The organism is Pseudarthrobacter sp. IC2-21 (genome assembly GCF_034048115.1).
Classification (GTDB): domain Bacteria; phylum Actinomycetota; class Actinomycetes; order Actinomycetales; family Micrococcaceae; genus Arthrobacter; species Arthrobacter naphthalenicus.
Window position 1 is genome coordinate 3,453,711 of the sequence record NZ_CP139145.1, and the last position, 20,955, is coordinate 3,474,665.

Consider the following 20,955-nt stretch of genomic DNA (forward strand, 5'->3'; position numbering starts at 1 on the left):
AGGCACCGCGCCCGCTGGCTTCCCGCCTGGCTGGAATACCTCTTTGGAATGACCCGCCGCCACCCGGCCGGAGGGTACGGTTGAAGTAAGCCGTACTGGGGGCAGGGCCAGTGGACTGCACCCAGCAGCCGAACTGACTTCCAACCTGCAAAGGACCGCTCATGAGCACGCCAGTCCCGCCTCCCGTCCCGAACGAGCCTGAGCCCGGCAATCAGCCGCCCGCACCCCGCTATGGCGAGAACAGCCCGCAGCCGGACAACGCTCCGCAGTATGGCCAGAACGCACCACAGTACGGGCAGAACGCACCTCAATACGGCCAGAATGCCCCGCAGTATGGCCAGAACCCGCCACAGTACGGCCAGAACGCGCCGCAGTACGGACAAAATGCGCCCGCTGCACCGCCGTACGGGCAGACCCCGCCGCAGTTCGGCCAGCCTGCTCCCCCGGCGTACGGCCAGCAGCCGTACGGCCAGTCCCCCTATGCCCAGTACCCCTCGGAGAAGCCGCAGGCCACCGGGCCCGGCGGCATTCCCCAGCTGGTCAACGTCTCCTTCTGGCTCCTGATCGCTGCCGCCGTGGTGTTCGTCATTTCCATGCTCATGGGGATCTCGATGCTCGATGACCCGGCAACGCGGGCGGCCTTCGACGATGCCATGCGCAGCAGCGGCGCCAACGGCGCTCAGTTCAACTTCGAAGAGTTCAAGAGCGCTCTCGCCGGCATGCTGGTGGTCATCGCCATCCTGGGGGCCGCCATGTACCTATTGGTGGCTTTCTTCGTCCGGAAGGGTAAAAACTGGGCCAGGGTCCTGGGGACCATCTTCGCCGCCCTGTCCGTATTCAGCCTGTTCCAGGTTCCCAACCTCGGGACCTTGGGAACGCTGGCAGGCATTGCGGCCATCGTCCTGCTGTACCTGCCCACCACTACTCCTTACTTCCGCAAGCAGCAGCCGTTCACCAACCCCTACGCCACGCCGGGCAACCCCTACGGGCAGTAGGTCTACGCCGTAACCCGCACCTTACGGGCGTGGACCCCGCGGACCCCGCCAAGCCATTGGCTAGGCGGTCTGGTCCGGGGTCTGCGCCCGTTGTGCGTGGTAGGCCAGGATCTGCAGTTCAGTAGCCATGTCAACCTTCCGCAGGTTGACGCCGTCGGGGACCTGCAGCATGACGGGAGCGAAGCTGAGGATGCTGTGCACGCCGGCTGCCACCACGCGGTTGCAGACCGCCTGGGCCACCGCGGCCGGCAGCGCCAGGACCACCATGTTGGTGCCGGTTCGGCGCAGCACGGTTTCCAGGTCGGCGACGTCGCTCACGCGCAGCCAGCCCACCTCGTTGCCCACCACGAGCTGGTCGGCGTCGAAAATCGCCACCACGTCGAAGCCTCGGGATTCAAAGCCGTCATAGCGGGCCAGGGCCTTGCCCAGGTTGCCGGCCCCCACTATGGCAACTTTCCAGTCGTGGGTGAGGCCCAGGGCAGCGGAAATATGGCGGCTCAGATACTGCACTTCGTAGCCCACGCCGCGCGTCCCGTAGGAGCCCACGTAGGACAGGTCCTTGCGGAGGGTGGAGGAACTCACTCCCGACGCTTCCGCCAGGGACTCCGAGGACACCCGCTCCACGCCGTCGGCCAGCAGGGTGTTCAGGGCGCGCAGGTAGATGGTCAGTCTCGCCACCGCAGCGGGCGGAATCTGTTTGGCGATCTCCCCGGCGGGCGCCACTGTCCCGTTTACGGCCCGGGGAGATGAATCCAGCGAACTCACTTTCCCCTCCATTGCCTTGCGTTGTGACTCCACTCTAGATCCCCGCCGCCTCTGCCAACAAAGCCGGCGTCATGCAATGCAATCGGTTGCCTAAACGCGCAGTGCCCGCTGGAGAACGCGTTCCAGGCGGGCTTCGTCGATCTTCCAGAAGTCTCGCTGGACGCCGTCCACCAGCACCACCGGGATTTCCTCGGCGTAGCGCTCACGCAGCTCGGGCAGTTCGTCGACCTGCTGTTCCGTCCACTCAAGTCCCAGTGCAGAGGTAACGCGTTCGACGGCGTCGCGCGCCTCTGCGCACAGGTGACAGTCTGCTTTGGTGATGAGGACTACCTCCGGGTTTGCCATGATTCAACCGTACCTTTCCCGGAGGCGGGCCGCGGCGCCTGCCATCCAGGCGGCGGCTGTTCTGGAATCTGCACTGCCCGGCATTGACTAGACTCATGGACATGCCCAAGGAGAAGTACGTCGCTGTAGTCACCCAGCCTGATGCGGTGATGCAGACCAGCGAAGCGGCCTTCTTCGACGTGGACAACACCCTGATGAAGGGCGCCAGCCTTTTCCATGTCGCCCGCAAGATGCACCAGCGCCGGGCGTTCACGCTGAGGCAGGCGGCCGGCATGGCCTGGAAGCAGTTCAAGTTTGTAGCCCGCGGCGAGAATATGGAGGATGTCCATGCCGTTCGGGACTCGGCCCTGACACTGGCAGTAGGCATCCCCGTGGAGGACATCAAGGCTCTGGGCGAAGAAGTGTACGACGAAATGATCGCCTCCAGGATCTGGCCCGGAACCAAGGCCCTGGCCGAGCAGCACCTGCGCGTGGGACGGCGCGTCTGGCTGGTCACGGCCACCCCCATCGAAGTGGCCACGGTCATCTCCACCCGCCTGGGCCTCACCGGAGCGCTGGGCACTGTTGGCGAGGTGGCCGACGGCCTGTACACCGGCCGGCTGGTGGGCGACATCCTGCACGGCTCGGCCAAGGCTGTGGCAGTCCGGGAGTTGGCCGACACGGAAGGCCTGGACCTCAAGCGGTGCTGGGCCTACAGCGATTCCTACAACGACATCCCGCTGCTGACCCTCGTGGGGCACCCCGTGGCCATCAACCCCGATTCGCGGCTGCGCAGCCACGCCCGTGACCACAACTGGCCGGTCTACGATTTCCGCTCCGGCCGCCGTGCCGCCACGCTTGGCCTGAAGGCGGCAACAGCCGGCGGCGTGGTTTACGGACTCTGGAAGGGTTTCGCCCGCTTCCGCGGCCCCCGCATCTAAGTAGCGCTAAGTGTCGTTTTGGGCGCTCAAAACGACACTTAGCGCTACTTAGATGGGGATGGAACGACAAAAATGCCCGCTGCCGGAAGGCAACGGGCATTTTCGCGCTTCTTGAAGTATCTCTACTTCTTGTTGCGGCGCTGGTGACGAGTCTTGCGAAGCAGCTTGCGGTGCTTCTTCTTGGCCATACGCTTGCGACGCTTCTTAATAACTGAACCCACGAAAGTTCCTCACAAACTAGATGCAGTACCTGTCTGATGGAAAAGGTCCGTGGACAGAGCTACAGACAAAGACAACTGACAGATTCTTACAATGACGTAAAACGTTCCTTAACAGGGTACCGCTTCTTTGCGGCGGTCACTGACCGCAGCCGTCGACGGACCGTCACACTGCTCAGGCCGTTTCGGTATGTCCATCCACTACAGCGCCTTTAAGGTACTGTTCGACGGCGCTTTCCGGCACCCGGTACGACCGGCCGAAACGCACCGCGGGCATTTCGCCGGAATGGACCAGGCGGTAGACGGTCATCTTGGAGACGCGCATGACCTCGGCCACTTCGGCCACGGTCAGGAACTTCGCGTTCGAGAAGTTCTGTTCTGCGGACATTTCCCTATTCCTTTGCTGACGGATGACTACTGACCCCAGCTGTGTTCCATTGCGGTGTGCCGATGCTGAGCCATCCACCAACCATGTGATAGATACTCTAGAGGTTGATGGGGCTGTAGTGAAAGTCATCCGGTGTAATCACTGCTCACTGCGGCGTTTCCTGGCGGACGCCGCAAGCTGGTCCAGCACCGAAACCGACACGTCCCAGTCCATGCACGCATCGGTCACACTCTGCCCGTAGACCAGCTCGGACCGGCCCGCGGCGTGCTCGGCAACGTCCAGGTTCTGCGCCCCGCCCACCAGGAAGCTTTCGAGCATGACGCCGGCGATGGCATGTGCGGCCTGCCCGCGGTCTTCGAGCTGGGCACCGATTTCCAGCGCCACCTCAGCCTGCCGGTGATGGCTCTTGCCGCTGTTCGCATGGCTCGCATCGACAATCAGCCGCGGGTTCAGGCCCTTGGCAGCGAGCTTCGCAGAGGCGCTTTCGACGTCGGCTGCCGAGTAGTTCGGCCCCTTCCGTCCGCCGCGGAGGATGACGTGAGCGTCAGGATTTCCAGCCGTGGCCACGAGCGCGGCGCGGCCGTCGCCGTCGATTCCCAGGAAGGCCTGCGCTGCCGCGGCGGCGCCGCAGGCGTCGACCGCCACCTGGAGGTCGCCGTCGGTCCCGTTCTTGAAGCCAATGGGCATGGACAGGCCGGAGGCGAGCTGGCGGTGGATCTGGCTTTCGGTGGTGCGGGCACCGATGGCACCCCAGGAGATCAGGTCCGCCATGTACTGCGGGCTGATCGGCTCGAGGAACTCGGTGGCGGTGGGCAGCCCCAGCGCCGTGACCTGCTGCAGGAACTCGCGTGCCGCGCGGAGCCCAACGGCCATGTCGTGGCTGCCGTCCAGCCGCGGATCGTTGATGAGGCCCTTCCAGCCGACCGTGGTGCGGGGCTTTTCGAAGTAGGTCCGCATGACAATCAGCAGGTCCGCTTTATGCTTCTCGGCCTGGCTGACCAGCCGGCGGGCGTACTCGAGGCCGGCTTTGGGGTCATGGATGGAGCAGGGGCCAACGATGACCAGCAGGCGGTCATCCACGGCGTCCATGATGGCGCGGACCTCATCGCGGCCGCGTTCGACGACGTCTGCCACCCGATCATCGAGCGGCAACTCGGCGATGAGTTCCGCCGGCGTGGGCAGCGGCGTGAATTCGCTGACGCGCAGGTTGGATGTGGATTTTGCGGTGGTGGCTGTTGCGGGGCTCATGCTCGGGGTCCTGTTCCAGATAGGAAGCGGGCCCAAATCAGAACCCGCCGGAGAAATGGCGAAGGGCAGAGAATGATCTCTGCCCTGTTGGCTCTGAAGGAAGTTGGATGCGTGTCAGTTAGACGCGGGCTCCTCCAGAGCCAACGAAAAATACGCATACCAACGGTTAGTCATAAGCACACGATAACCTCAGCCCGCTGCCGTGACAAAACCGCGGCGTAACACTCGTCAGCGAAGGACCCCGCGGAGGTATTCCAGCTGCCGGATCCAGTGGTGCTCCTGGCCCCCCTCGTGGTTGTTGAATCGGTAGACCTCGATCTCCTTCGGGGCGGCGGAGCGTTCCCCGTAGGCGTTGAAGCTGGCAAACACCGTGGACGGCGGGCAGACATCATCCATCAGCGCCACCGAGTAGAGCGCCGGGACGGTGGCAGCCCGGGCCAGGTTGACCCCGTCGAAATAGTTCAGCACCTCCAGCATCGGCTCATACCGGTCCCGGTGCCGGCCCAGGAAGGCGGCTATTTCCGGGTACGGCCCGCGGAGTGCAAGGTCGATGGACCGCGGGAAGTCCTGCAGGAAGGGGACATCGGGCAGCGCGGCAATGACGCCGTCGAGCCTTCCGGCCGCCAACCCGGCAACCGCCACCGCGATGCCGCCGCCCTGGCTTATTCCGCTCAGGATGACCCGGGCGGCATCAATCTCCGGGTGGGACTGGGCGGCCTCCACCGCGCGGAAGGCGTCGACGTAAACCCGCCGGTAGTAGTAGTCCTCGCGGCTGCGGGCGCCGCGCGTCATGAGTCCGGCATAGGCGACGTCCCCGGCGGACGGGTGGGGGTCCGCAGTGTCGCCGACGAGCCCGCCGAAGCCCTGGCCCCGCGTGTCCATGATGAAGTGGGCATAGCCTGCCTGCGCCCACTTTGTGTCCTGATTGACCAGGCCGCGCCCGCCTGAGTAGCCAACGTACTGCACAACAACGGGCAGCAGGCTCCCGGGCTCACGGTTCGCCGGGAGGTGCAGCCAGCCCTTGATCGGTGCGCCGCCATAGCCGGCGAACGTGACGTCGAAGGTGTCGATGACCGTCAGGTGGTTTTGCGTTGGCTGGAACGAGGCGCCGAGCGGGAACGTTCGCGCCTCCTCGATGGTGGCGTCCCAGAAGTCGTGCAGGTCGGCGGGCGGCGAGACGGTGGAGGTGTAGCCTCGCAGCTTCTCTGGGGGGAGGTCGAAAAGGGGCATCAGTGGCCGGTCCTGTCTCGTCTGGAATACCTGTTGGAGATCCTACGTCAGACAACCGGCTTGGGCGTGCGCGGGGGGCCGCGGTCACTAGGCTGCCAGCGGCATTCCGAAGAGTTCCCCGGCCCTTTTGACCAGATGCTCCGGCACGTCCGTTTCCCCGCGGTGGCCGTCACTTCCCAGGAATACGGCGCACCCGCGTGCGGCTCCGGCCAGATCGAGGCCTCGGTCATACGTTAGCTGGGCCGCCCGCACGTTCAGCGGCAGGTCCCGAATCACCCCCTCGGCGTTGAGGTAGACCTGCCAGTCGCCGCGCATGACCGACTCAAGGTCGCCCTCAACCAGTTCCCGGAGGTTCGTCAGAGTCGCTTCAATGGACTCCACGCGGACTGGTTGTTCAGTGGGGGCGGGGATTATCAGTGCTGTAAATTTGGTGCTCATTTTTTCGTCCTGTTGAGTTAACTGTGCCGGGCGTTCGGATGTTCCCGGCCGCCGCGCGGGGCGTGGGCTCCCGGCCCGCGCGCAAGGAACCCGCAAAAATGGTTGGCAGCGCATGGCCTACAGTGTGGTGAGACCACAGCGAGACCCTGCGGCCAGACCGGCCGGCCCGTCGACGGAGGAAGCATGTCCCACACGATTCAGCCGAACAATCCCGAGGCCACCCCGGCGCCGGATGCCACAGATCTTCCTGGCACGGGGGCACACGGGCACCCCGCGCCGTCGTCGGCTGAGCGGTCGGTTGTGCCTGCGGCGCTCAAACGCCGCATCCCCAAGTACTCGGACCTCGCCCCGCTGATGCAGTTCAAAAAGCCCGAGTTCAGCCGGGCCGCAAAACTCAAGCGGGCCAGCACCATCTGGGAACTGCGCGACATTGCCAAACGCCGGACCCCGCAGGCCCCGTTCGACTACACCGATGGTGCCGCCGAGGAAGAAATCACCCTGCGCCGCGCCCGCCAGGCCTTCCTGGACATCGAATTCCGGCCGGGCATCCTCCGCAATGTCTCCTCGATCGACCTGACCACCGAGATCCTGGGCAAGCCTTCCCGGCTGCCCGTCGGCATCGCCCCCACCGGCTTCACCCGGATGATGCAGTCCGAAGGCGAATACGCCGGCTCGCAGGCGGCCGAGGCAGCCGGTATTCCCTACACCCTTTCCACCATGGGAACCGCCTCCATCGAGGACGTGGCCGCCGCGGCCCCGAACGGCCGCAACTGGTTCCAGCTCTACCTGTGGACGGACCGGGACCGGTCCCTCGAACTCATTGAGCGCGCCGCCAAGGCCGGGAACGACACCCTCATGGTCACCGTGGACACCGCGGTGGCGGGCGCCCGGCTCCGCGACGTCCGCAACGGCATGACCATCCCGCCGGCGCTGACCCTCAAAACCGTGCTGGACGCCTCCTACCGGCCCGCCTGGTGGTTCAACTTCCTCACCCACGAGCCGCTGACCTTCGCCTCACTCTCGCGCTACACAGGGACGGTGGCCGACCTCATCAACTCGATGTTCGACCCCACCCTGACCTTCGAGGATCTTGACTGGCTGCGCGAAACCTGGAAGGGCAAGCTGGTGGTCAAGGGCATCCAGACCGTGGAGGACGCCCGCCGTGTGGTGGACCATGGCGCTGACGGGGTGGTCCTGTCCAACCATGGGGGCCGCCAACTGGACCGGTCCCCCATCCCGTTCCACCTGCTCCCGGAGGTTTCGGCGGCCCTGAAGGCGGACAACTCGGACGCCGCCATCATCCTGGACACCGGCATCATGAGCGGGGCGGACATCGTGGCCGCCTTGGCTCTCGGTGCCGACTTCACCCTGATCGGACGCGCGTACCTTTACGGTCTGATGGCAGGGGGCCGGGCCGGCGTGGACCGCACCCTCGAGATCCTGGAAAAGGACATGGTCCGCACCATGGCCCTGCTCGGCGTCAGCTCCGTTTCAGGGCTCACACAGGACCACGTGCGCCTGCTCACCAAGTAGCCCCGCCCGCCCAACTGGGTAGCGCGAAGTGTCGTTTTGAGCGCCCAAAGCGACAGATAGCGCTACCCAGTTGGGGTTATTTCTTGCGGCCGAATTTGGGGAGGTTCGGCAGGTTCGCCAGCAGGTCCGCGGCCTTTGTCGCGGCGCGGCCCACAGTCCGGCCGATCTGCTGCGGAACGGTGTCGTCGCTGAGCGGGGCAGTTGTGCCGCCGGGAATCACGACGGCGGGGCTGAGTTCGGCGTCCTCGCGTGCCAGTACAGCGGCCACGTCTTCGTTGTCCGGAACGTGAATGCCGACCGCACCTTCGCCGCGGGCTTCCGCCGGGGGCGCCTCAGGTGACGTGGCAGCGGAAGCTGCCCGGCCGACGTCGAACGGTTCCAGCCAGCTGACGATGCCCTCCAACGGTTTGGGATTCAGGGCGTAGTAGCGCTTCTGGCCCTGGGCCCGCATGCTGACCAGCTGCGCCTCGCGGAGGACTTTCAGGTGCTTGGAAATGGTGGGCTGGCTGGCGGAGAGCTCCTCCACAAGCTCCCCCACTGCTTTGTCCCCTGCGCGAAGGGATACCAAAATGTCGCGCCGGGTTGCTTCCGCAATGACGGCAAATACGTCGTCTGTCACCATGCCTCCCACCCTAGCGACATATACGCCGCAAGGCATCCACTATTTCCTCCGCAGGGCTCTGTCGAACCGGGCCGAGGAGGAGTAGGTTGCTCGGATGGAAGATACATATCAGGTTGTGGTGGTGGGTGCCGGGTTCGCAGGGCTGGCGGTTGCCAAGAAACTGGGCCGCAAGGGCGTTCGGGTACTGCTGATCGATGCCAACAACTATCACCAGTTCCAACCGCTCCTGTACCAGGTGGCGACCTCCCAGATCGGCGTCTCGGCCATCGCCCGCCCGTTGCGGTCCATTTTCCACCGCAACCGGCACGTTCGCGTTCTGACGGCGCAGGTGGCGTCTGTCGATGCAGCCAACCGTACCGTCACCACCGCCGACGGCGACACCTTCAAGGCGCAGGTGCTGGTCATCGCTGTGGGGGCCACGCCGAACTTCTTCAACACCCCTGGCGCCGAGGAACTTGCCCTCCCGCTGTACTCGGTGGTCGACGCGACCCGGCTGAGCGCCCGGCTGACCAGCCTGTTGGACCAGACCGACCGGGAAACCGGTGCTCCCCTGGATGTGGTGGTGGTGGGCGGCGGACCGACGGGAGTGGAAACGGCCGGCGCCATGGCAGAAAACGTGAAGTTCGTGGTGCCGAAGTACTTTTCGCCGGAACTCGCAGCCCGGTGCCGTGTCCACCTGGTGGATATGCTGCCGACTGTTCTGAACGCGTTTTCAGAGAAGTCGCAGGACTACACGCGGCGGCGCCTGACGAAGATCGGCGTCCAGCTGCACCTGGGCGTGAGCGTTGCCGAGGTCAGCGAGGACGGCGTGACGCTGGTGGACGGAACCACCATTCCGGGCCGTGTGGTGGTGTGGGCCGGAGGGCTGAAAGCGGGCGACATCATCACCGCCTCCGGACTGGCCCAGGGCCGGGGAGGGCGGATCGACGTCCAGCCGGACCTGACCGCCAAGGATGCCGAGGGCGTCTACGTGCTGGGAGACGCAGCCAACATCACTGATGCCAAGGGCGCAAAACTCCCCCAGTTGGGCTCAGTTGCGCAGCAGGCAGGAAAGTGGGCGGCCAAGAACATCTACGCCGACCTTACGGGCGGGACGCGCCGCCCCTTCGAATACGTGGACAAGGGCTACATGGCGATGATCGGCCGGGGCGCGGCGGTGGCTGAAATCGGCCGCAAACGGATCCAGCTGCAGGGTTCGCTGGCGTTCGTGTCGTGGCTTCTGGTGCACCTCGCCCTGCTCTCGGGCTTCCAGCAGAAGGTCCGGGCGCTGTTCTCCTGGCTCAACGGATACATCATCCACAGCCCCGCACAGGTGGTGGTCGGCCGGCCGGAGTGACGGCCCGCGGGAAGCTCAGGAGTCAGTCAAACCAGGGGTCAAGGCCGTGGAACGGGAAAACCGCTTTGCGGGTGGCCATGACGGTCCGGTCAACGGCGTCGTTGGGGTCGAACCCGACTTCCCAGGACCGCCACCAGAGCTCAACGTCGTCACCCATGAGTTCAGGGGCATCCCGGCCAAATTTTGCCAGGACGTAGGCGCGCCAGTCATTGGGCACCTCGGTGCGCAGCGGGACGGGCCGGCCCGCTGCGATGGCGATGAGGTGGCTCCAGGAGCGGGGCACCACGTCCGTGACGCTGTAGCCGCCGCCGCCGGTGGCGATCCAGCGTCCACCGCAGTGCCGGGCGGCCAGGTTTCCGATGGCGGTGGCAGCCTCGCGCTGGCCGTCAACGCTGATGTTCAGGTGGGCCAGAGGGTCGTGGCGGTGTGAATCGCAGCCGTGCTGGCTGATGATGACCTCGGGCTGAAATGCCCCTATGAGCTGAGGGACCACGGCGTGGAAGGCACGCAGCCAGCCGGCGTCCCCCGTCCCGGACGGCAAGGCAACGTTCGCAGCGCTTCCCTCCGCGTGCGGCCCCCCGGTCTCGTTGGCGAAGCCTGTCCCCGGGAAAAGCGTGAGTCCGCTTTCGTGCAACGAGATGGTCAGGACCCGGGGGTCATCCCAGAAGATACTTTCCGTTCCGTCACCGTGATGGGCGTCGACGTCGATGTACGCCACCCGCGCGATGCCGCCGTCCAGCAGCCTCTGGATGGCCACTGCAGAATCATTGTAGATGCAAAAACCGCTGGCCCGTTCGCGGGCCGCGTGGTGCATGCCGCCGCCGAAATTCACGGCGTGCAGGGCTGAACCGTCCAGGATCATATTGGCCGCGAGAAGCGACCCGCCCGCGATTCTCGCGGCGGCCTCGTGCATGCCGGCGAAAGCGGGGTCGTCCTCGGTGCCAAGGCCCCGGGCCTCATCGGGTGACGCAGGATCCGCGCTGACCCGGCGGACTGCCGCCACAAACTCGGGCGAGTGCACCGTCTGCAGTTCGGCGTCCGTTGCCACCTCCGGCGCCACCACGGCCACGTGGGCCAGGTCCAACAGGCCGAGGCTCTTCGCCAGCCTGGCCGTCAGATCCATCCGTTCAGGCGCCATGGGGTGGCCGGGACCAAAGTTGTAGGCAGTCATGGCCGAACTCCACGCCACCATCGTTGGCGGCGCGGGCTGGCTGAGACCGGGCAGGTATGTCATCAATCACAGGCTACCCGAGGTCGCCACCGCTGCGGCCCCGTCATTACACAGTCATTAGTGGTTTACTACTGAGGGAAACAGTTTCTACCGAGGAAAAGCCACCCATGACGGAACGCCAGTCCAGGCCCCGGATCCCGGCCAGCTGGCACCCAGCGGACCCGGAGCGCGAAGGTCTCTGGATTTTCACCCGGCTGCGGGACTTCATTGACGACATCGCCAATACTTCGCCGGCCCGGCTTGCCCTGACCGCGTTCGCCGCGGTCTGCCTCGTGTTCACGTTCCTCCTCATGATGCCCTTCTCTTCCGCAGACGGCACGGCCACTCCCATCCACCAGGCCATGTTCACCGCGGTGTCGGCCGTGTGCGTCACCGGCCTGACGGTCGTTTCGACGGCGGCGCACTGGTCCTTCGTCGGCCAGCTGGTGATTCTGGTGGGCATCTTCGTGGGTGGCTTGGGCACGTTGACGCTGGCTTCACTGCTGGCGCTCATGGTGAGCAAGAAACTGGGCGTGCGCGGCAAGCTCATCGCCCAGGAAGCCATGAACAACGCGGGCCGCCTCGGCGAGGTGGGTACGCTGCTGCGGATCGTCATCGCCACCTCGGTGGTGATCGAGGGCATTCTGGCGCTGGCACTGATCCCGCGTTTTATGATCCTGGGCGAACCCTTCTGGCAGGCGGTGTGGCATGGGGTCTTTTACTCAATTTCGTCCTTCAACAACGCCGGGTTCACGCCGCACTCGGACGGCATCGTCCCCTATGAGACCGATCTGTGGATCCTGATCCCGCTGATGCTGGGCGTTTTCCTCGGCAGCCTGGGCTTCCCGGTGGTGATGGTGCTGCAGCAGAACGGGCTCAACTGGAAAAAGTGGAACCTGCACACCAAGCTGACCATCCAGGTGTCCTTCATCCTGCTGGGCGCCGGGGCCGTGCTGTGGGGCCTGATGGAATGGGACAACGTGCGCACCATCGGGCACATGGACCTGGGTGACAAGATCACACATTCCCTGTTCGCTTCGGTCATGACAAGATCCGGTGGCTTCAACCTGGTGGAACAAAACCACATGGAATCCACCACCATGCTGCTCTCGGATGCCCTCATGTTCGCCGGCGGCGGCTCCGCCTCCACAGCCGGCGGCATCAAGGTGACCACCATCGCGGTAATGTTCCTGGCCATCGTTGCCGAAGCCCGGGGCGATGCGGACGTCAAGGTGTACGGCCGCACCATTCCCCAGGGCGCCATGCGGGTGGCCATCTCCGTCATCGTGGCCGGGGCAACCCTGGTTTCCGTGTCCGCGTTCCTGCTTCTGCACATCAGCGGTGCGTCCCTGGACCGGGTGCTGTTTGAAACGATTTCAGCCTTTGCCACCGTGGGACTGAGCACCAACCTCAGTGCCGAACTGCCGCCGTCGGGCGTCTATGTCCTGACCGCGCTGATGTTCGCGGGCCGCGTTGGCACTGTTACCCTCGCGGCCGGACTGGCCCTGCGCCAGCGCAGCCAGCTTTACCACTACCCGGAAGAGAGGCCCATCATTGGCTAATTCCTCAGGCGTCCCCAACCGCCCCGCCCACAACGCGCCGGTGCTGGTGATCGGCTTGGGCCGTTTCGGCTCGTCCACGGCCGAGCAGCTCGTGAAACAGGGCCGCGAGGTCCTGGCGATCGAACGTGACCGGACGCTGGTGCAGAAGTGGGCGCCGCTCCTGACCCATGTGGTGGAAGCGGACGCAACCAACATCGACGCGCTGCGCCAGCTCGGCGCGCAGGAGTTCAGCTCTGCCGTGGTGGGCGTGGGAACATCCATCGAGTCCTCGGTGCTGATCACCGTCAACCTGGTGGACCTGGGCATCGAGCACCTCTGGGTCAAGGCCATCACGCCCTCGCACGGGAAAATCCTCACCCGGATCGGCGCCAACCACGTGATCTACCCCGAGGCCGACGCCGGCGTCCGGGCAGCGCACCTGGTCTCGGGACGCATGCTGGACTTCATTGAGTTCGACGACGACTTCGCGATTGTCAAAATGTACCCGCCCCGCGAGACGGTGGGTTTCACCCTCGATGAGTCCCAGGTGCGGTCCAAATACGGTGTGACGATTGTGGGTGTGAAGTCCCCCGGCGAGGACTTCACCTACGCCCGCCCGGAAACGAAGGTGTCCGCGCGCGACATGCTGATCGTCTCGGGACACGTGGACCTGCTGGAACGGTTCGCCGCGCGGCCATAGCCAGCAGGTGCCCTCCCCAGCGCGGTCCGGGCGGGCGTTACCCCAGTTGGCGGGAGATCTCCGCTGCGCGGTCCGCTGCGGCGCGGGCTCCGGCGGCGATGATGGCCGGGAGGCCCCGTTCGTTGAAGGTTGCGATGGCACGCTCGGTGGTGCCGTTGGGGCTGCTGACGCTGATGCGAAGTGCTGAGGGGTCCGCTCCGGGCTCGGCAAGCATGAAGCCCGCACCCGCGACCGTCTCGCGGGCCAGGAGGAGCGCCAGGTCGTGCTCCAGGCCCAACTCGACTCCTGCCGCCGCCATGGCCTCGGCGAGGTAGAACGCATAGGCCGGGCCCGACCCGCTGATGGCGGAGACGGCGTCCACCTGCTCTTCCGGAACCTCCACCACGGTGCCTGCCGCCTTGAAGATGTCTTTCGCCCGCTGCAGTTGCTCGGGTGAGCAATTGCTGCCGGCCGATACGGAGACGACGCCGCGTCCCAGCTTGGCGGGGGTGTTGGGCATGGTCCGGATCACCGGCTGCCCGGCGGGCAGCGCCGCCTCAAGCTGCGCGAGCGTCACAGCGGCGGCAACACTGACAACGATGGTCTTCGGCGACAGGGAGGCGCTGATTTCACGCGCCAGGTCCGCAATACCAACAGGCTTCACGCCCAGAATCACAACACCTGATCCCTTGGCGGCCTGCCTGTTGTTGTCCGGTTCCTCATCACCGGCGATGGCTGTAATGCCGTGGTGCCGCTCTGCCAGTTCAGCGGCGCGCTCCGCCCGCCGGACAGTGGCGACGACGTCTGCCGGGTCGGTGCCGGAGCCCAGGAGGCCGGAGAGGATGGCTTCGTTCATGGATCCACAGCCCAGGAAGGCGATTCGGTTGCTCATGGACCCATCATTGCAGTTCGGCCGGACGGGTGCAGGAATGAACAAATCCGTCGTAACGGGAACTCGCCGATTTCAACTCCCAGCGGACTCCCATGTTGGCTGCAGCTTGCTCACAAGTTGCCGCCCTATCGTAGTTATTACCTCATTGAGGGTGCGAGTGATGCGGCAAGCATGGGGATGTTTGCCCGAGGCGCCGGTGGTCTGCAGCAGGTTTCCCCCCATTTTCCTGCTGCGGACCCCGGCGCTTTCGCGTTAATGCGGCCCGCACTGCCACCGGAGCGCTGCGTTACCCGTCAGCCCGCGCTGGGGAGCACGGCCTCGGGCGCCGGGGATGGTTCCGGGCCACCTGGGCCACCGGGGGCACCCAGGCGGACATGGGGCGCCGGATCCAGCGGGCCGGCGAAGACCAGCTGGTCCAGGCGCCGCAGGATGAGGCCCTCACGCAGAGCCCACGGGCAGATCCTCATCTTCTTGAACTTGAACATCTCCAGCGCGGCTTCAGCCACCAGCGCCCCGGCAAGCAGCTGATGGGCCCGGGCATCGGACACCCCGGGCAGGAAAAGCCGGTCCTCGACTTTCATGGCTGAAATCCGCTGGGCCCAGACCCCCAGATCGGTGGCGTTCAGCTCACGCTTCACGTACGGGCCGGCGGCGCTCGGGGCTGCCCCGGCGATCCGGGCCAGGGACCGGAAGGTCTTGGAGGTCCCCGCCACCAGGTTGGCCCGGCCCAGGCCTTCGAACTTGTTCACGGCCGGGGCGAGCGTACTGCGGATGTAGCGCCGAAGCTCCTTGACGCTTTTGGCGGACGGCGGATCCTCGGCCAGCCAGTCCCTGGTCAGGCGGCTGGCACCCAGCGGAACGGAGGTTGCCACTTCCGGCAGTTCGTCCTGGCCGAAGGCCATTTCGAAGGAGCCGCCACCGATGTCCAGGTTGAGGACCGGCCCGGCGCCCCAGCCGTACCAGCGGCGGACGGCGAAGAACGTCATGGACGCTTCCTCACTGCCTGTCAGTTCCTGCAGCGTCACGGTGGTCTCGTACTTGACGCGTGCCAGTACGGCAGGGCCGTTGGTGGCTTCACGGATGGCGGACGTGCAGAAGGCCAGCAGATCGTCGGCCTTGTGGCGGGCGGCAAATTCCCACGCCTCCAGCACGAATTCGGTCAGTTCGTGCTGCCCGGCGTCGGTGATGTTGCCGTCAGCGTCCAAATACTGCACCAGGGACAGCGGCCGTTTGTGCGAGGCGAAGGGAACCGGGCGCGCGCCGGGGTGGGCATCCACCAGGAGGAGATGGACAGTGTTGGACCCGATATCGAGGACGCCTAGCCGCATCCTGCCATTATTCCCCCGGGCAGGGCCGCACTCACAACCGGTCCAAAAATGTCAGTTGGCTGCCGGATCCTCGGGTGAGCCCTCGGGCAGTTCATCGGCGCGCTTGAAATCGCGCCTGATGTTCGCCACGCCCTCGGGGTTGATCTCAAAGCCGTAGGCGGCGCCGGGGTTGATGACCATGCCAAGTTCCTCGCCGATGTTGGCGATGATAGCCGCACCCTGGGTTCCCAGAACGTTCGGGGCCGCCTCAAGATACTGCTCGTCCACCCGGCTCGGGTGCGAAAACACCGCAAGGACGGGATCGCCGTCGGCATTCGCGAGGACCAACGGCTCCACCTGGGAATCCTCCCCTTCGATGCCGTCGGTGCTGATGACATAAACCTCGCTGTTGAGGAACGACAGGATGACGTCCACGGGACTGCCCTCAGGCTGTCCGCCCAGGGCAAGCTTCTCTTCGAGGTCGTTCAGCGGCGTGGGATCGGCTGTGCCGGGCTGTTCAGTCATGTATCTACTCGACCACGTTACGCACAACACCGCAATTCCGGCTAAACCGGATGGGCGCAATCCTCGGCGTGCTCGCTCGTTCCTCGCTTAGACGCACGCTGCCGGATTCCTCCCATCCGGTTTCGACAAGCTCAACCTCCGGGCCGTGCGACAAGCCAGAAAACCCGGCGTCTATTTTTTGGCGGCGGCCTTCTTCTTCGCCGGCGCCTTGCGGGCGGTGGTGGTGCGCTTGACCGGCCCCTTGGCCCGTTTCTCGGCGAGGAGTTCCACGGCCTGTTCGCGGGTGAGCTCCTCGAGGGAGGTGGCGCGGGGAACGGTGATGTTGGTGATGCCGTCCGTGATGTACGGTCCGAAGCGGCCTTCCTTCACCACAATGTTCTTCTCCGACACAGGGTCCGGACCGAACTCGGCCAGCGGCGGCACAGCGGCACGGGCACCGCGCTGCTTCGGCTGGGAGTAGATTTCCAGTGCCTGCTCCAGCGTGATGGTGAAGATTTCCTCTTCCGAACCGATGGAGCGGGAGTCCGTGCCCTTTTTCAGGTACGGCCCGAAGCGTCCGTTCTGCACGGTAATGAGGTTGCCTTCGGCGTCCTCACCCAAAGCACGGGGCAGGCTCATCAGCTGGAGGGCTTCGTCCAGGGTGACCGACTCAACGGTCATGGACTTGAACAGCGAACCGGTGCGCGGCTTGGCCTTGACGGGCTTCTTCGGCGGCTTGGGCTTGCCGTTCTTGTAATACTCCACCGGCTGGTTGGCGATCTGTTCCTCAGTCATCTCCGGGATGACTTCGGTGACGTAGGCGCCGTAGCGGCCGTTCTTCGCCACCACCGTGTGGCCGGTGTGCGGGTCCGTGCCCAGGACGCGTTCCTCGGGCGCAGCAGTCTCCATGAGCTCAATGGCCTTGGCCGGTGTGAGCTCGTCCGGAGCGAGTTCCTCAGGCACGTTGGCGCGCGAGTTCTCAACGATCTCGCCGGTTTTCGGATCAACCGTTGCAGCCGAGCTCTCCAGGTAGGGCCCGAACTTGCCCACCCGCAGCGTGATCTCGTCCGTGATGGGAATCGAGTTGATTTCCCGGGCATCGATCTCGCCGAGGTTGTTGACGATGCTCAGCAGACCGGGGTCGGTGTCCTCGCCGAAGTAGAAGTGCTTGAGCCAGGCAGGTCCCCGCGCCTGGCCGTTGGCGATCTTGTCCAGGTCCGCTTCCATGTCGGCGGTGAACTCGTAGTCCACGTAGTCGCTGAAGTGCTGCTCGAGCAGGCGGATCACGGAGAACGCGATCCAGCTGGGCACCAGGGCGGAACCCTGTTTCCGGACGTAGCCGCGGTCCTGGATGGTGGAGATGGTGGAGGCGTAGGTTGAGGGACGGCCGATGCCCTTCTTTTCCAGCTCTGCGGTCAGCGAGGCTTCCGTGAAGCGCGGCGGCGGTGACGTTTCGTGGCCAACAGCCACCACGTCCGACGCCGTGAGGGCGTCATCCTTGGCCACGTTCGGGAGCCTGCGGGCCTCGTCGGAGTCGTCGTCGCCGCGGCTTTCGTCCTTGCCTTCTTCATAGGCGGCAAGGAAGCCGGGGAAGGTGATGACGGTGCCGGAGGCGGAGAATTCAGCGTCCCGGCCGTCTGCGGCAACCGCACCGAGGCGGATGGTGGCCGTGGAACCCTTGGCGTCGCCCATCTGGGATGCGACGGTGCGCTTCCAGATCAGCTCGTACAGGCGGAACTCATCACCGGACAGGAGTTTGGCCACCTGGGCGGGGGTGCGGAACGAGTCGCCGGCGGGGCGGACGGCCTCGTGGGCTTCCTGCGCGTTCGCGGCTTTGTTGGAGTACACCCGCGGTGATGCAGGGATGTACTCGGGGCCGTACAGCTCGGAGGCCTGGCGGCGGGCAGCCGTGACGGCCTCATCGCTCAGGGCCGAGGAGTCGGTACGCATATAAGTGATGTAGCCGTTTTCATACAGTCGCTGGGCGATCTGCATGGTGCTCTTGGAGGAGAAACGCAGCTTGCGGCCGGCCTCCTGCTGCAGCGTTGAGGTGGTGAACGGTGCCGCGGGACGGCGGGTGTACGGCTTGGTATCCACGGACCGGACGCGGAAGTCCGCATCCTGGAGCCCGGCGGCGAGGGAGGTGGCGAGTTCCTCGTTCAGGTGCACGGTGTTGCGGGCGGTGAGCTCACCGGCGTCGTTGAAGTCACGGCCACTGGCCACCTTGGCACCGTCGACGGCGGCCAGCTTGGCTTTGAAGGAGGCGGTGCCGGCGCCGAACTGGCCGGTCAGGTCCCAGTAGGACGCGGCTTTGAAGGCCATGCGTTCGCGTTCCCGGTCCACCACCATGCGGGTCACCACGGACTGGACGCGCCCGGCGGACAGGCCGCGGGCCACTTTGCGCCACAGCACCGGGGAGATCTCGTACCCGTAGAGGCGGTCCAGGATCCGGCGGGTCTCCTGCGCATCCACGAGGTCCTGGTCAACGTCGCGCAGGTTTCCCATGGCGCGCTGGATGGCTTCCTTGGTGATTTCACCGAACGTCATCCGGTATACGGGGACCTTGGGCTTGAGCACTTCCAGCAGGTGCCACGCGATGGCTTCGCCCTCGCGGTCCCCATCGGTTGCGAGATAAAGTTCGTCGGCATCCTTGAGCGCGGCCTTCAGCTCGGTGACCTTCTTGCGCTTGTCCGCGGACACCACGTAATAGGGCTTGAAGTCGTTGTCGATGTCGACGGCGAACTTGCCCACCGAAGTCTTCTTCAGTTCTGCAGGAAGCTCCGACGGCTGCGGCAGGTCGCGGATGTGACCAATGGAGGCCTCGACAATGAAGCCCTCGCCGAGGTACTTGGCGATGGTCTTGCTCTTTGCCGGAGACTCCACGATCACGAGTTTCTTGCCGGTTTTGGCCTTGCTTGGCACGGTGCTCCTACAGAAAAAGGTTGCTCGGGCAGATGAGCCCATACCCGCCTAGTTCACCATATTTTGGCCGAGGATGCGCATTCAGGTGCAAAACATCAGGCTGGACGGCGCAGTTTGTTGGCGCTCATTTAGCGCCAACAAAGGCCGTGTCACGGCGCCGGAAGCAGGAATCCGTCGCGGACCAGATTCCCCACTTCGGTGAGCAGCGCGGCCCGGAACGCGTCGTCGTCGAACCCATCCTCACCGGCGAGGCTCCCGCCCAGCAGCGCAGCGAGGGCGCCGATGATCTGCCCCACGGAGAGGTCGCCGTCGCACGCCGACACGAAGCCGGCCAGTTCGGTGCTCAGCAGGTTGGTCCGGCGCAGCCCGGCACCCTGGCGGAGCAGGATCACACCCGGATGCTCGGCACCGGGGCGCTGGTGGCGTTCCTCGGTGACATCGTCCGCCACCAGCAGGTGTGCGTCAGCCAGATCGTGCAGGGCAAGCCAGTCGGAACGCCCGACGGCGGCACCCAGGTGGGGACCCACCGGCTGTTCGATGGGGTAGGTGATTTCCTCGAACCGGCGGATGCCGGCCGTGGCGCCCGGGACGCCGGCGGGCCGCCGCAGCCAGATCATGCCAAAGCCGATGCCGGTCACGTTCCGCGAGGCGAAGTCCGCGAGATAGGCGGCGTAGGCCTCCTTGTAATGCTCCCGGTCGCGGGATTCGGAGGCGTCCTGCAGCCACGTTTCGGCGTACTGCTCCGGGCTGACCTGCTCACGCTGGATGAACCAGGCATCCACGTCCGGACCGGCCCAGCTTTGCGGCCGTTCCGCCCAGCCGGCGCCCGCCGGAATCTCCCAGTTGCCCAGTAACTGGGCTGTCCCGCCAGGAGCCAGGACCGAAGGCAGGTCCCCGACCAGCGAGGACACAATCTCATCGCCCGGCAGGCCGCCGTCGCGATAGGTGAACTGGCCGGACGCCGCTTCGCCCGATGTCCGCGGCGTGATGACAAACGGCGGGTTGGAGACCACCAGCTCGAACTCCTCGCCGGCCACGGGCTCCAGCAGTGAGCCCAGCCGGAGGCTCACCCGGTCCTCAAGGTGCTCGGCATCCAGGTGCAGGGCCGGGGCGTTGAGGAGCAGGTTGAAGCGGGCGAACGCCAGGGCCCGCTCGGAGATGTCCGTTGCGGTGACATGCTCGGCGTGGTGCAGCAGGTGGAAGGACTGGATTCCGCAGCCCGTCCCCAGGTCCAGCGCCTTCGCCACGTGCCGGCGGACGGTGGTCTGCACCAGCGTGGTGGACGCCTGCCCGATGCCCAGCACATGGTCGTGACGCAGGACCCCGGCCTGCTGGTGCGCGGCGAGGTCGCTGGCCACCCAGAGCTCGGCGCCGCCGCTGCTGACAGTGTCTTCGCCTTCAGCACCTTCCCAGCCGTAGGGCCGCAGGTCCGCCTTGGCCCGCATCAGCCCGGCGTCCAGGGCTGCGGAGCCGGGCACGGGCTCCAGCAGCCCCAGCTCCACCAGCCCCGCTGCGCGGATTCCCGGCAGGGCGGCGTCGAGCGTTGCCTGCGTCTGGGGTTCCGCCAGGAGCCACAAACGTACGACGGCGGCGAGCGCGGCCGCCGTTGTCCCGCCGCTGGCGGGCAGACCCTGGGCAGCGCTTTCGGTGGCCAGCAGTGCGGGAATGATCTGGTCGCGGTTCAGCGCGTTGTAGGCTGACTCGCCGAGCAGTTCGGCCACGCCGGTCAGCGTGTAGTCCACAGCCCGCAGGTCCGCGGCGAGCGCCTTCAGGAGTTCGGGGAGGTCGCTGCGCGGGGCGTCGGGGGTGTTGCCGGCCAGGAAGAGCGTGGAATCAGTCACCGCCCCAGTCTATTTGGCGGC

At 65.7% G+C, this 20,955-nt stretch carries 20 protein-coding genes; 6 read left to right on the forward strand and 14 right to left on the reverse strand.

Annotation, left to right across the window (positions count from 1 at the left end; genetic code table 11):
- Positions 1–161 precede the first annotated feature (161 nt).
- Positions 162–995: a hypothetical protein gene (locus SBP01_RS15930; protein ID WP_320536439.1), complete on the forward strand. Its 834-nt coding sequence runs from the start codon at positions 162–164 to the stop codon at positions 993–995.
- A 60-nt stretch (positions 996–1,055) separates the two neighbouring features.
- On the opposite strand, the gene SBP01_RS15935 is transcribed toward SBP01_RS15930, so the two are convergent.
- Entirely contained in the window at positions 1,056–1,760 is a 705-nt protein-coding gene (locus SBP01_RS15935) for a redox-sensing transcriptional repressor Rex (protein WP_320536440.1), read from the reverse strand.
- A 90-nt stretch (positions 1,761–1,850) separates the two neighbouring features.
- Entirely contained in the window at positions 1,851–2,105 is a 255-nt protein-coding gene (locus SBP01_RS15940; protein ID WP_275213252.1) for a glutaredoxin family protein, read from the reverse strand.
- Between the two features lie 101 nt (positions 2,106–2,206).
- On the opposite strand from SBP01_RS15940, the gene SBP01_RS15945 reads away from it, so the two are divergent.
- Complete coding sequence (locus SBP01_RS15945) at positions 2,207–3,025, forward strand: HAD-IB family hydrolase (RefSeq protein WP_320536441.1); 819 nt, start codon at positions 2,207–2,209, stop codon at positions 3,023–3,025.
- A 122-nt stretch (positions 3,026–3,147) separates the two neighbouring features.
- Here SBP01_RS15945 and SBP01_RS15950 read toward each other — a convergent pair whose 3' ends face one another.
- The 5 genes from SBP01_RS15950 to SBP01_RS15970 form a co-directional block, all read right to left on the reverse strand.
- Positions 3,148–3,246, reverse strand: coding sequence for a 30S ribosomal protein bS22 (locus SBP01_RS15950; protein WP_003792170.1), 99 nt, complete (start codon positions 3,244–3,246; stop codon positions 3,148–3,150).
- 172 nt (positions 3,247–3,418) lie between these two features.
- Complete coding sequence (locus tag SBP01_RS15955; protein ID WP_190987656.1) at positions 3,419–3,631, reverse strand: helix-turn-helix domain-containing protein; 213 nt, start codon at positions 3,629–3,631, stop codon at positions 3,419–3,421.
- Positions 3,632–3,769: 138 nt separating this feature from the next.
- Positions 3,770–4,879 carry a 3-deoxy-7-phosphoheptulonate synthase gene (locus tag SBP01_RS15960; RefSeq protein ID WP_320536443.1) on the reverse strand — a complete coding sequence of 370 codons (1,110 nt, stop codon included), beginning with the start codon at positions 4,877–4,879 and terminating at the stop codon, positions 3,770–3,772.
- Positions 4,880–5,107: 228 nt separating this feature from the next.
- On the reverse strand, positions 5,108–6,109 hold the full coding sequence (locus SBP01_RS15965) for an acetylxylan esterase (RefSeq protein ID WP_320536444.1): 1,002 nt from the start codon (positions 6,107–6,109) through the stop codon (positions 5,108–5,110).
- 87 nt (positions 6,110–6,196) lie between these two features.
- Positions 6,197–6,547, reverse strand: coding sequence for a DUF3846 domain-containing protein (locus SBP01_RS15970; RefSeq protein WP_320536445.1), 351 nt, complete (start codon positions 6,545–6,547; stop codon positions 6,197–6,199).
- Positions 6,548–6,730: 183 nt separating this feature from the next.
- On the opposite strand from SBP01_RS15970, the gene SBP01_RS15975 reads away from it, so the two are divergent.
- Positions 6,731–8,080 carry an alpha-hydroxy acid oxidase gene (locus SBP01_RS15975; protein WP_320536446.1) on the forward strand — a complete coding sequence of 450 codons (1,350 nt, stop codon included), beginning with the start codon at positions 6,731–6,733 and terminating at the stop codon, positions 8,078–8,080.
- 76 nt (positions 8,081–8,156) lie between these two features.
- Here SBP01_RS15975 and SBP01_RS15980 read toward each other — a convergent pair whose 3' ends face one another.
- A complete protein-coding gene (locus SBP01_RS15980; RefSeq protein WP_320536447.1) occupies positions 8,157–8,702 on the reverse strand; it encodes a metalloregulator ArsR/SmtB family transcription factor in 546 nt (181 codons plus the stop codon).
- Positions 8,703–8,796: 94 nt separating this feature from the next.
- On the opposite strand from SBP01_RS15980, the gene SBP01_RS15985 reads away from it, so the two are divergent.
- Positions 8,797–10,038, forward strand: coding sequence for an NAD(P)/FAD-dependent oxidoreductase (locus SBP01_RS15985; protein ID WP_320536448.1), 1,242 nt, complete (start codon positions 8,797–8,799; stop codon positions 10,036–10,038).
- 22 nt (positions 10,039–10,060) lie between these two features.
- Here the strand turns inward: SBP01_RS15985 and SBP01_RS15990 are convergent, their stop codons facing one another.
- Entirely contained in the window at positions 10,061–11,272 is a 1,212-nt protein-coding gene (locus SBP01_RS15990; RefSeq protein ID WP_320536450.1) for an acetoin utilization protein AcuC, read from the reverse strand.
- A 104-nt stretch (positions 11,273–11,376) separates the two neighbouring features.
- Between SBP01_RS15990 and SBP01_RS15995 the strand changes: the two genes are divergently transcribed.
- Together SBP01_RS15995 and SBP01_RS16000 are read left to right on the forward strand one after the other, a co-directional pair.
- Positions 11,377–12,810, forward strand: coding sequence for a TrkH family potassium uptake protein (locus tag SBP01_RS15995; RefSeq protein WP_320536451.1), 1,434 nt, complete (start codon positions 11,377–11,379; stop codon positions 12,808–12,810).
- Positions 12,811–12,850: 40 nt separating this feature from the next.
- A complete protein-coding gene (locus SBP01_RS16000) occupies positions 12,851–13,489 on the forward strand; it encodes a potassium channel family protein (RefSeq protein ID WP_275213474.1) in 639 nt (212 codons plus the stop codon).
- 37 nt (positions 13,490–13,526) lie between these two features.
- Here SBP01_RS16000 and proC read toward each other — a convergent pair whose 3' ends face one another.
- The 5 genes from proC to SBP01_RS16025 all read right to left on the reverse strand — a co-directional run bounded on the left by proC (position 13,527) and on the right by SBP01_RS16025 (position 20,934).
- Complete coding sequence (gene proC, locus SBP01_RS16005) at positions 13,527–14,360, reverse strand: pyrroline-5-carboxylate reductase (RefSeq protein ID WP_275213238.1); 834 nt, start codon at positions 14,358–14,360, stop codon at positions 13,527–13,529.
- A 293-nt stretch (positions 14,361–14,653) separates the two neighbouring features.
- Complete coding sequence (locus SBP01_RS16010) at positions 14,654–15,688, reverse strand: Ppx/GppA phosphatase family protein (RefSeq protein ID WP_320536452.1); 1,035 nt, start codon at positions 15,686–15,688, stop codon at positions 14,654–14,656.
- Positions 15,689–15,739: 51 nt separating this feature from the next.
- Positions 15,740–16,192 carry an SseB family protein gene (locus SBP01_RS16015; protein ID WP_320536453.1) on the reverse strand — a complete coding sequence of 151 codons (453 nt, stop codon included), beginning with the start codon at positions 16,190–16,192 and terminating at the stop codon, positions 15,740–15,742.
- A gap of 171 nt (positions 16,193–16,363) precedes the next feature.
- Complete coding sequence (topA, locus tag SBP01_RS16020; RefSeq protein WP_320536454.1) at positions 16,364–19,093, reverse strand: type I DNA topoisomerase; 2,730 nt, start codon at positions 19,091–19,093, stop codon at positions 16,364–16,366.
- Between the two features lie 149 nt (positions 19,094–19,242).
- Positions 19,243–20,934, reverse strand: a complete 1,692-nt coding sequence (locus tag SBP01_RS16025; protein WP_320536455.1) for a methyltransferase — start codon at positions 20,932–20,934, stop codon at positions 19,243–19,245.
- Between the last annotated feature and the right edge of the window lie 21 nt (positions 20,935–20,955).

Excerpts from the sequence above, each read along its gene's own strand:
- SBP01_RS15930 (WP_320536439.1), top strand. The coding sequence starts at position 162 with ATGAGCACGCCAGTCCCGCCTCCCGTCCCGAACGAGCCTGAGCCCGGC.
- SBP01_RS15940 (WP_275213252.1), bottom strand. The coding sequence starts at position 2,105 with ATGGCAAACCCGGAGGTAGTCCTCATCACCAAAGCAGACTGTCACCTG.
- SBP01_RS15945 (WP_320536441.1), top strand. The coding sequence starts at position 2,207 with ATGCCCAAGGAGAAGTACGTCGCTGTAGTCACCCAGCCTGATGCGGTG.
- SBP01_RS15955 (WP_190987656.1), bottom strand. The coding sequence starts at position 3,631 with ATGTCCGCAGAACAGAACTTCTCGAACGCGAAGTTCCTGACCGTGGCC.
- SBP01_RS15960 (WP_320536443.1), bottom strand. The coding sequence starts at position 4,879 with ATGAGCCCCGCAACAGCCACCACCGCAAAATCCACATCCAACCTGCGC.
- SBP01_RS15965 (WP_320536444.1), bottom strand. The coding sequence starts at position 6,109 with ATGCCCCTTTTCGACCTCCCCCCAGAGAAGCTGCGAGGCTACACCTCC.
- SBP01_RS15970 (WP_320536445.1), bottom strand. The coding sequence starts at position 6,547 with ATGAGCACCAAATTTACAGCACTGATAATCCCCGCCCCCACTGAACAA.
- SBP01_RS15975 (WP_320536446.1), top strand. The coding sequence starts at position 6,731 with ATGTCCCACACGATTCAGCCGAACAATCCCGAGGCCACCCCGGCGCCG.
- SBP01_RS15980 (WP_320536447.1), bottom strand. The coding sequence starts at position 8,702 with ATGGTGACAGACGACGTATTTGCCGTCATTGCGGAAGCAACCCGGCGC.
- SBP01_RS15985 (WP_320536448.1), top strand. The coding sequence starts at position 8,797 with ATGGAAGATACATATCAGGTTGTGGTGGTGGGTGCCGGGTTCGCAGGG.
- SBP01_RS15990 (WP_320536450.1), bottom strand. The coding sequence starts at position 11,272 with ATGACATACCTGCCCGGTCTCAGCCAGCCCGCGCCGCCAACGATGGTG.
- SBP01_RS15995 (WP_320536451.1), top strand. The coding sequence starts at position 11,377 with ATGACGGAACGCCAGTCCAGGCCCCGGATCCCGGCCAGCTGGCACCCA.
- proC (WP_275213238.1), bottom strand. The coding sequence starts at position 14,360 with ATGAGCAACCGAATCGCCTTCCTGGGCTGTGGATCCATGAACGAAGCC.
- SBP01_RS16010 (WP_320536452.1), bottom strand. The coding sequence starts at position 15,688 with ATGCGGCTAGGCGTCCTCGATATCGGGTCCAACACTGTCCATCTCCTC.
- SBP01_RS16015 (WP_320536453.1), bottom strand. The coding sequence starts at position 16,192 with ATGACTGAACAGCCCGGCACAGCCGATCCCACGCCGCTGAACGACCTC.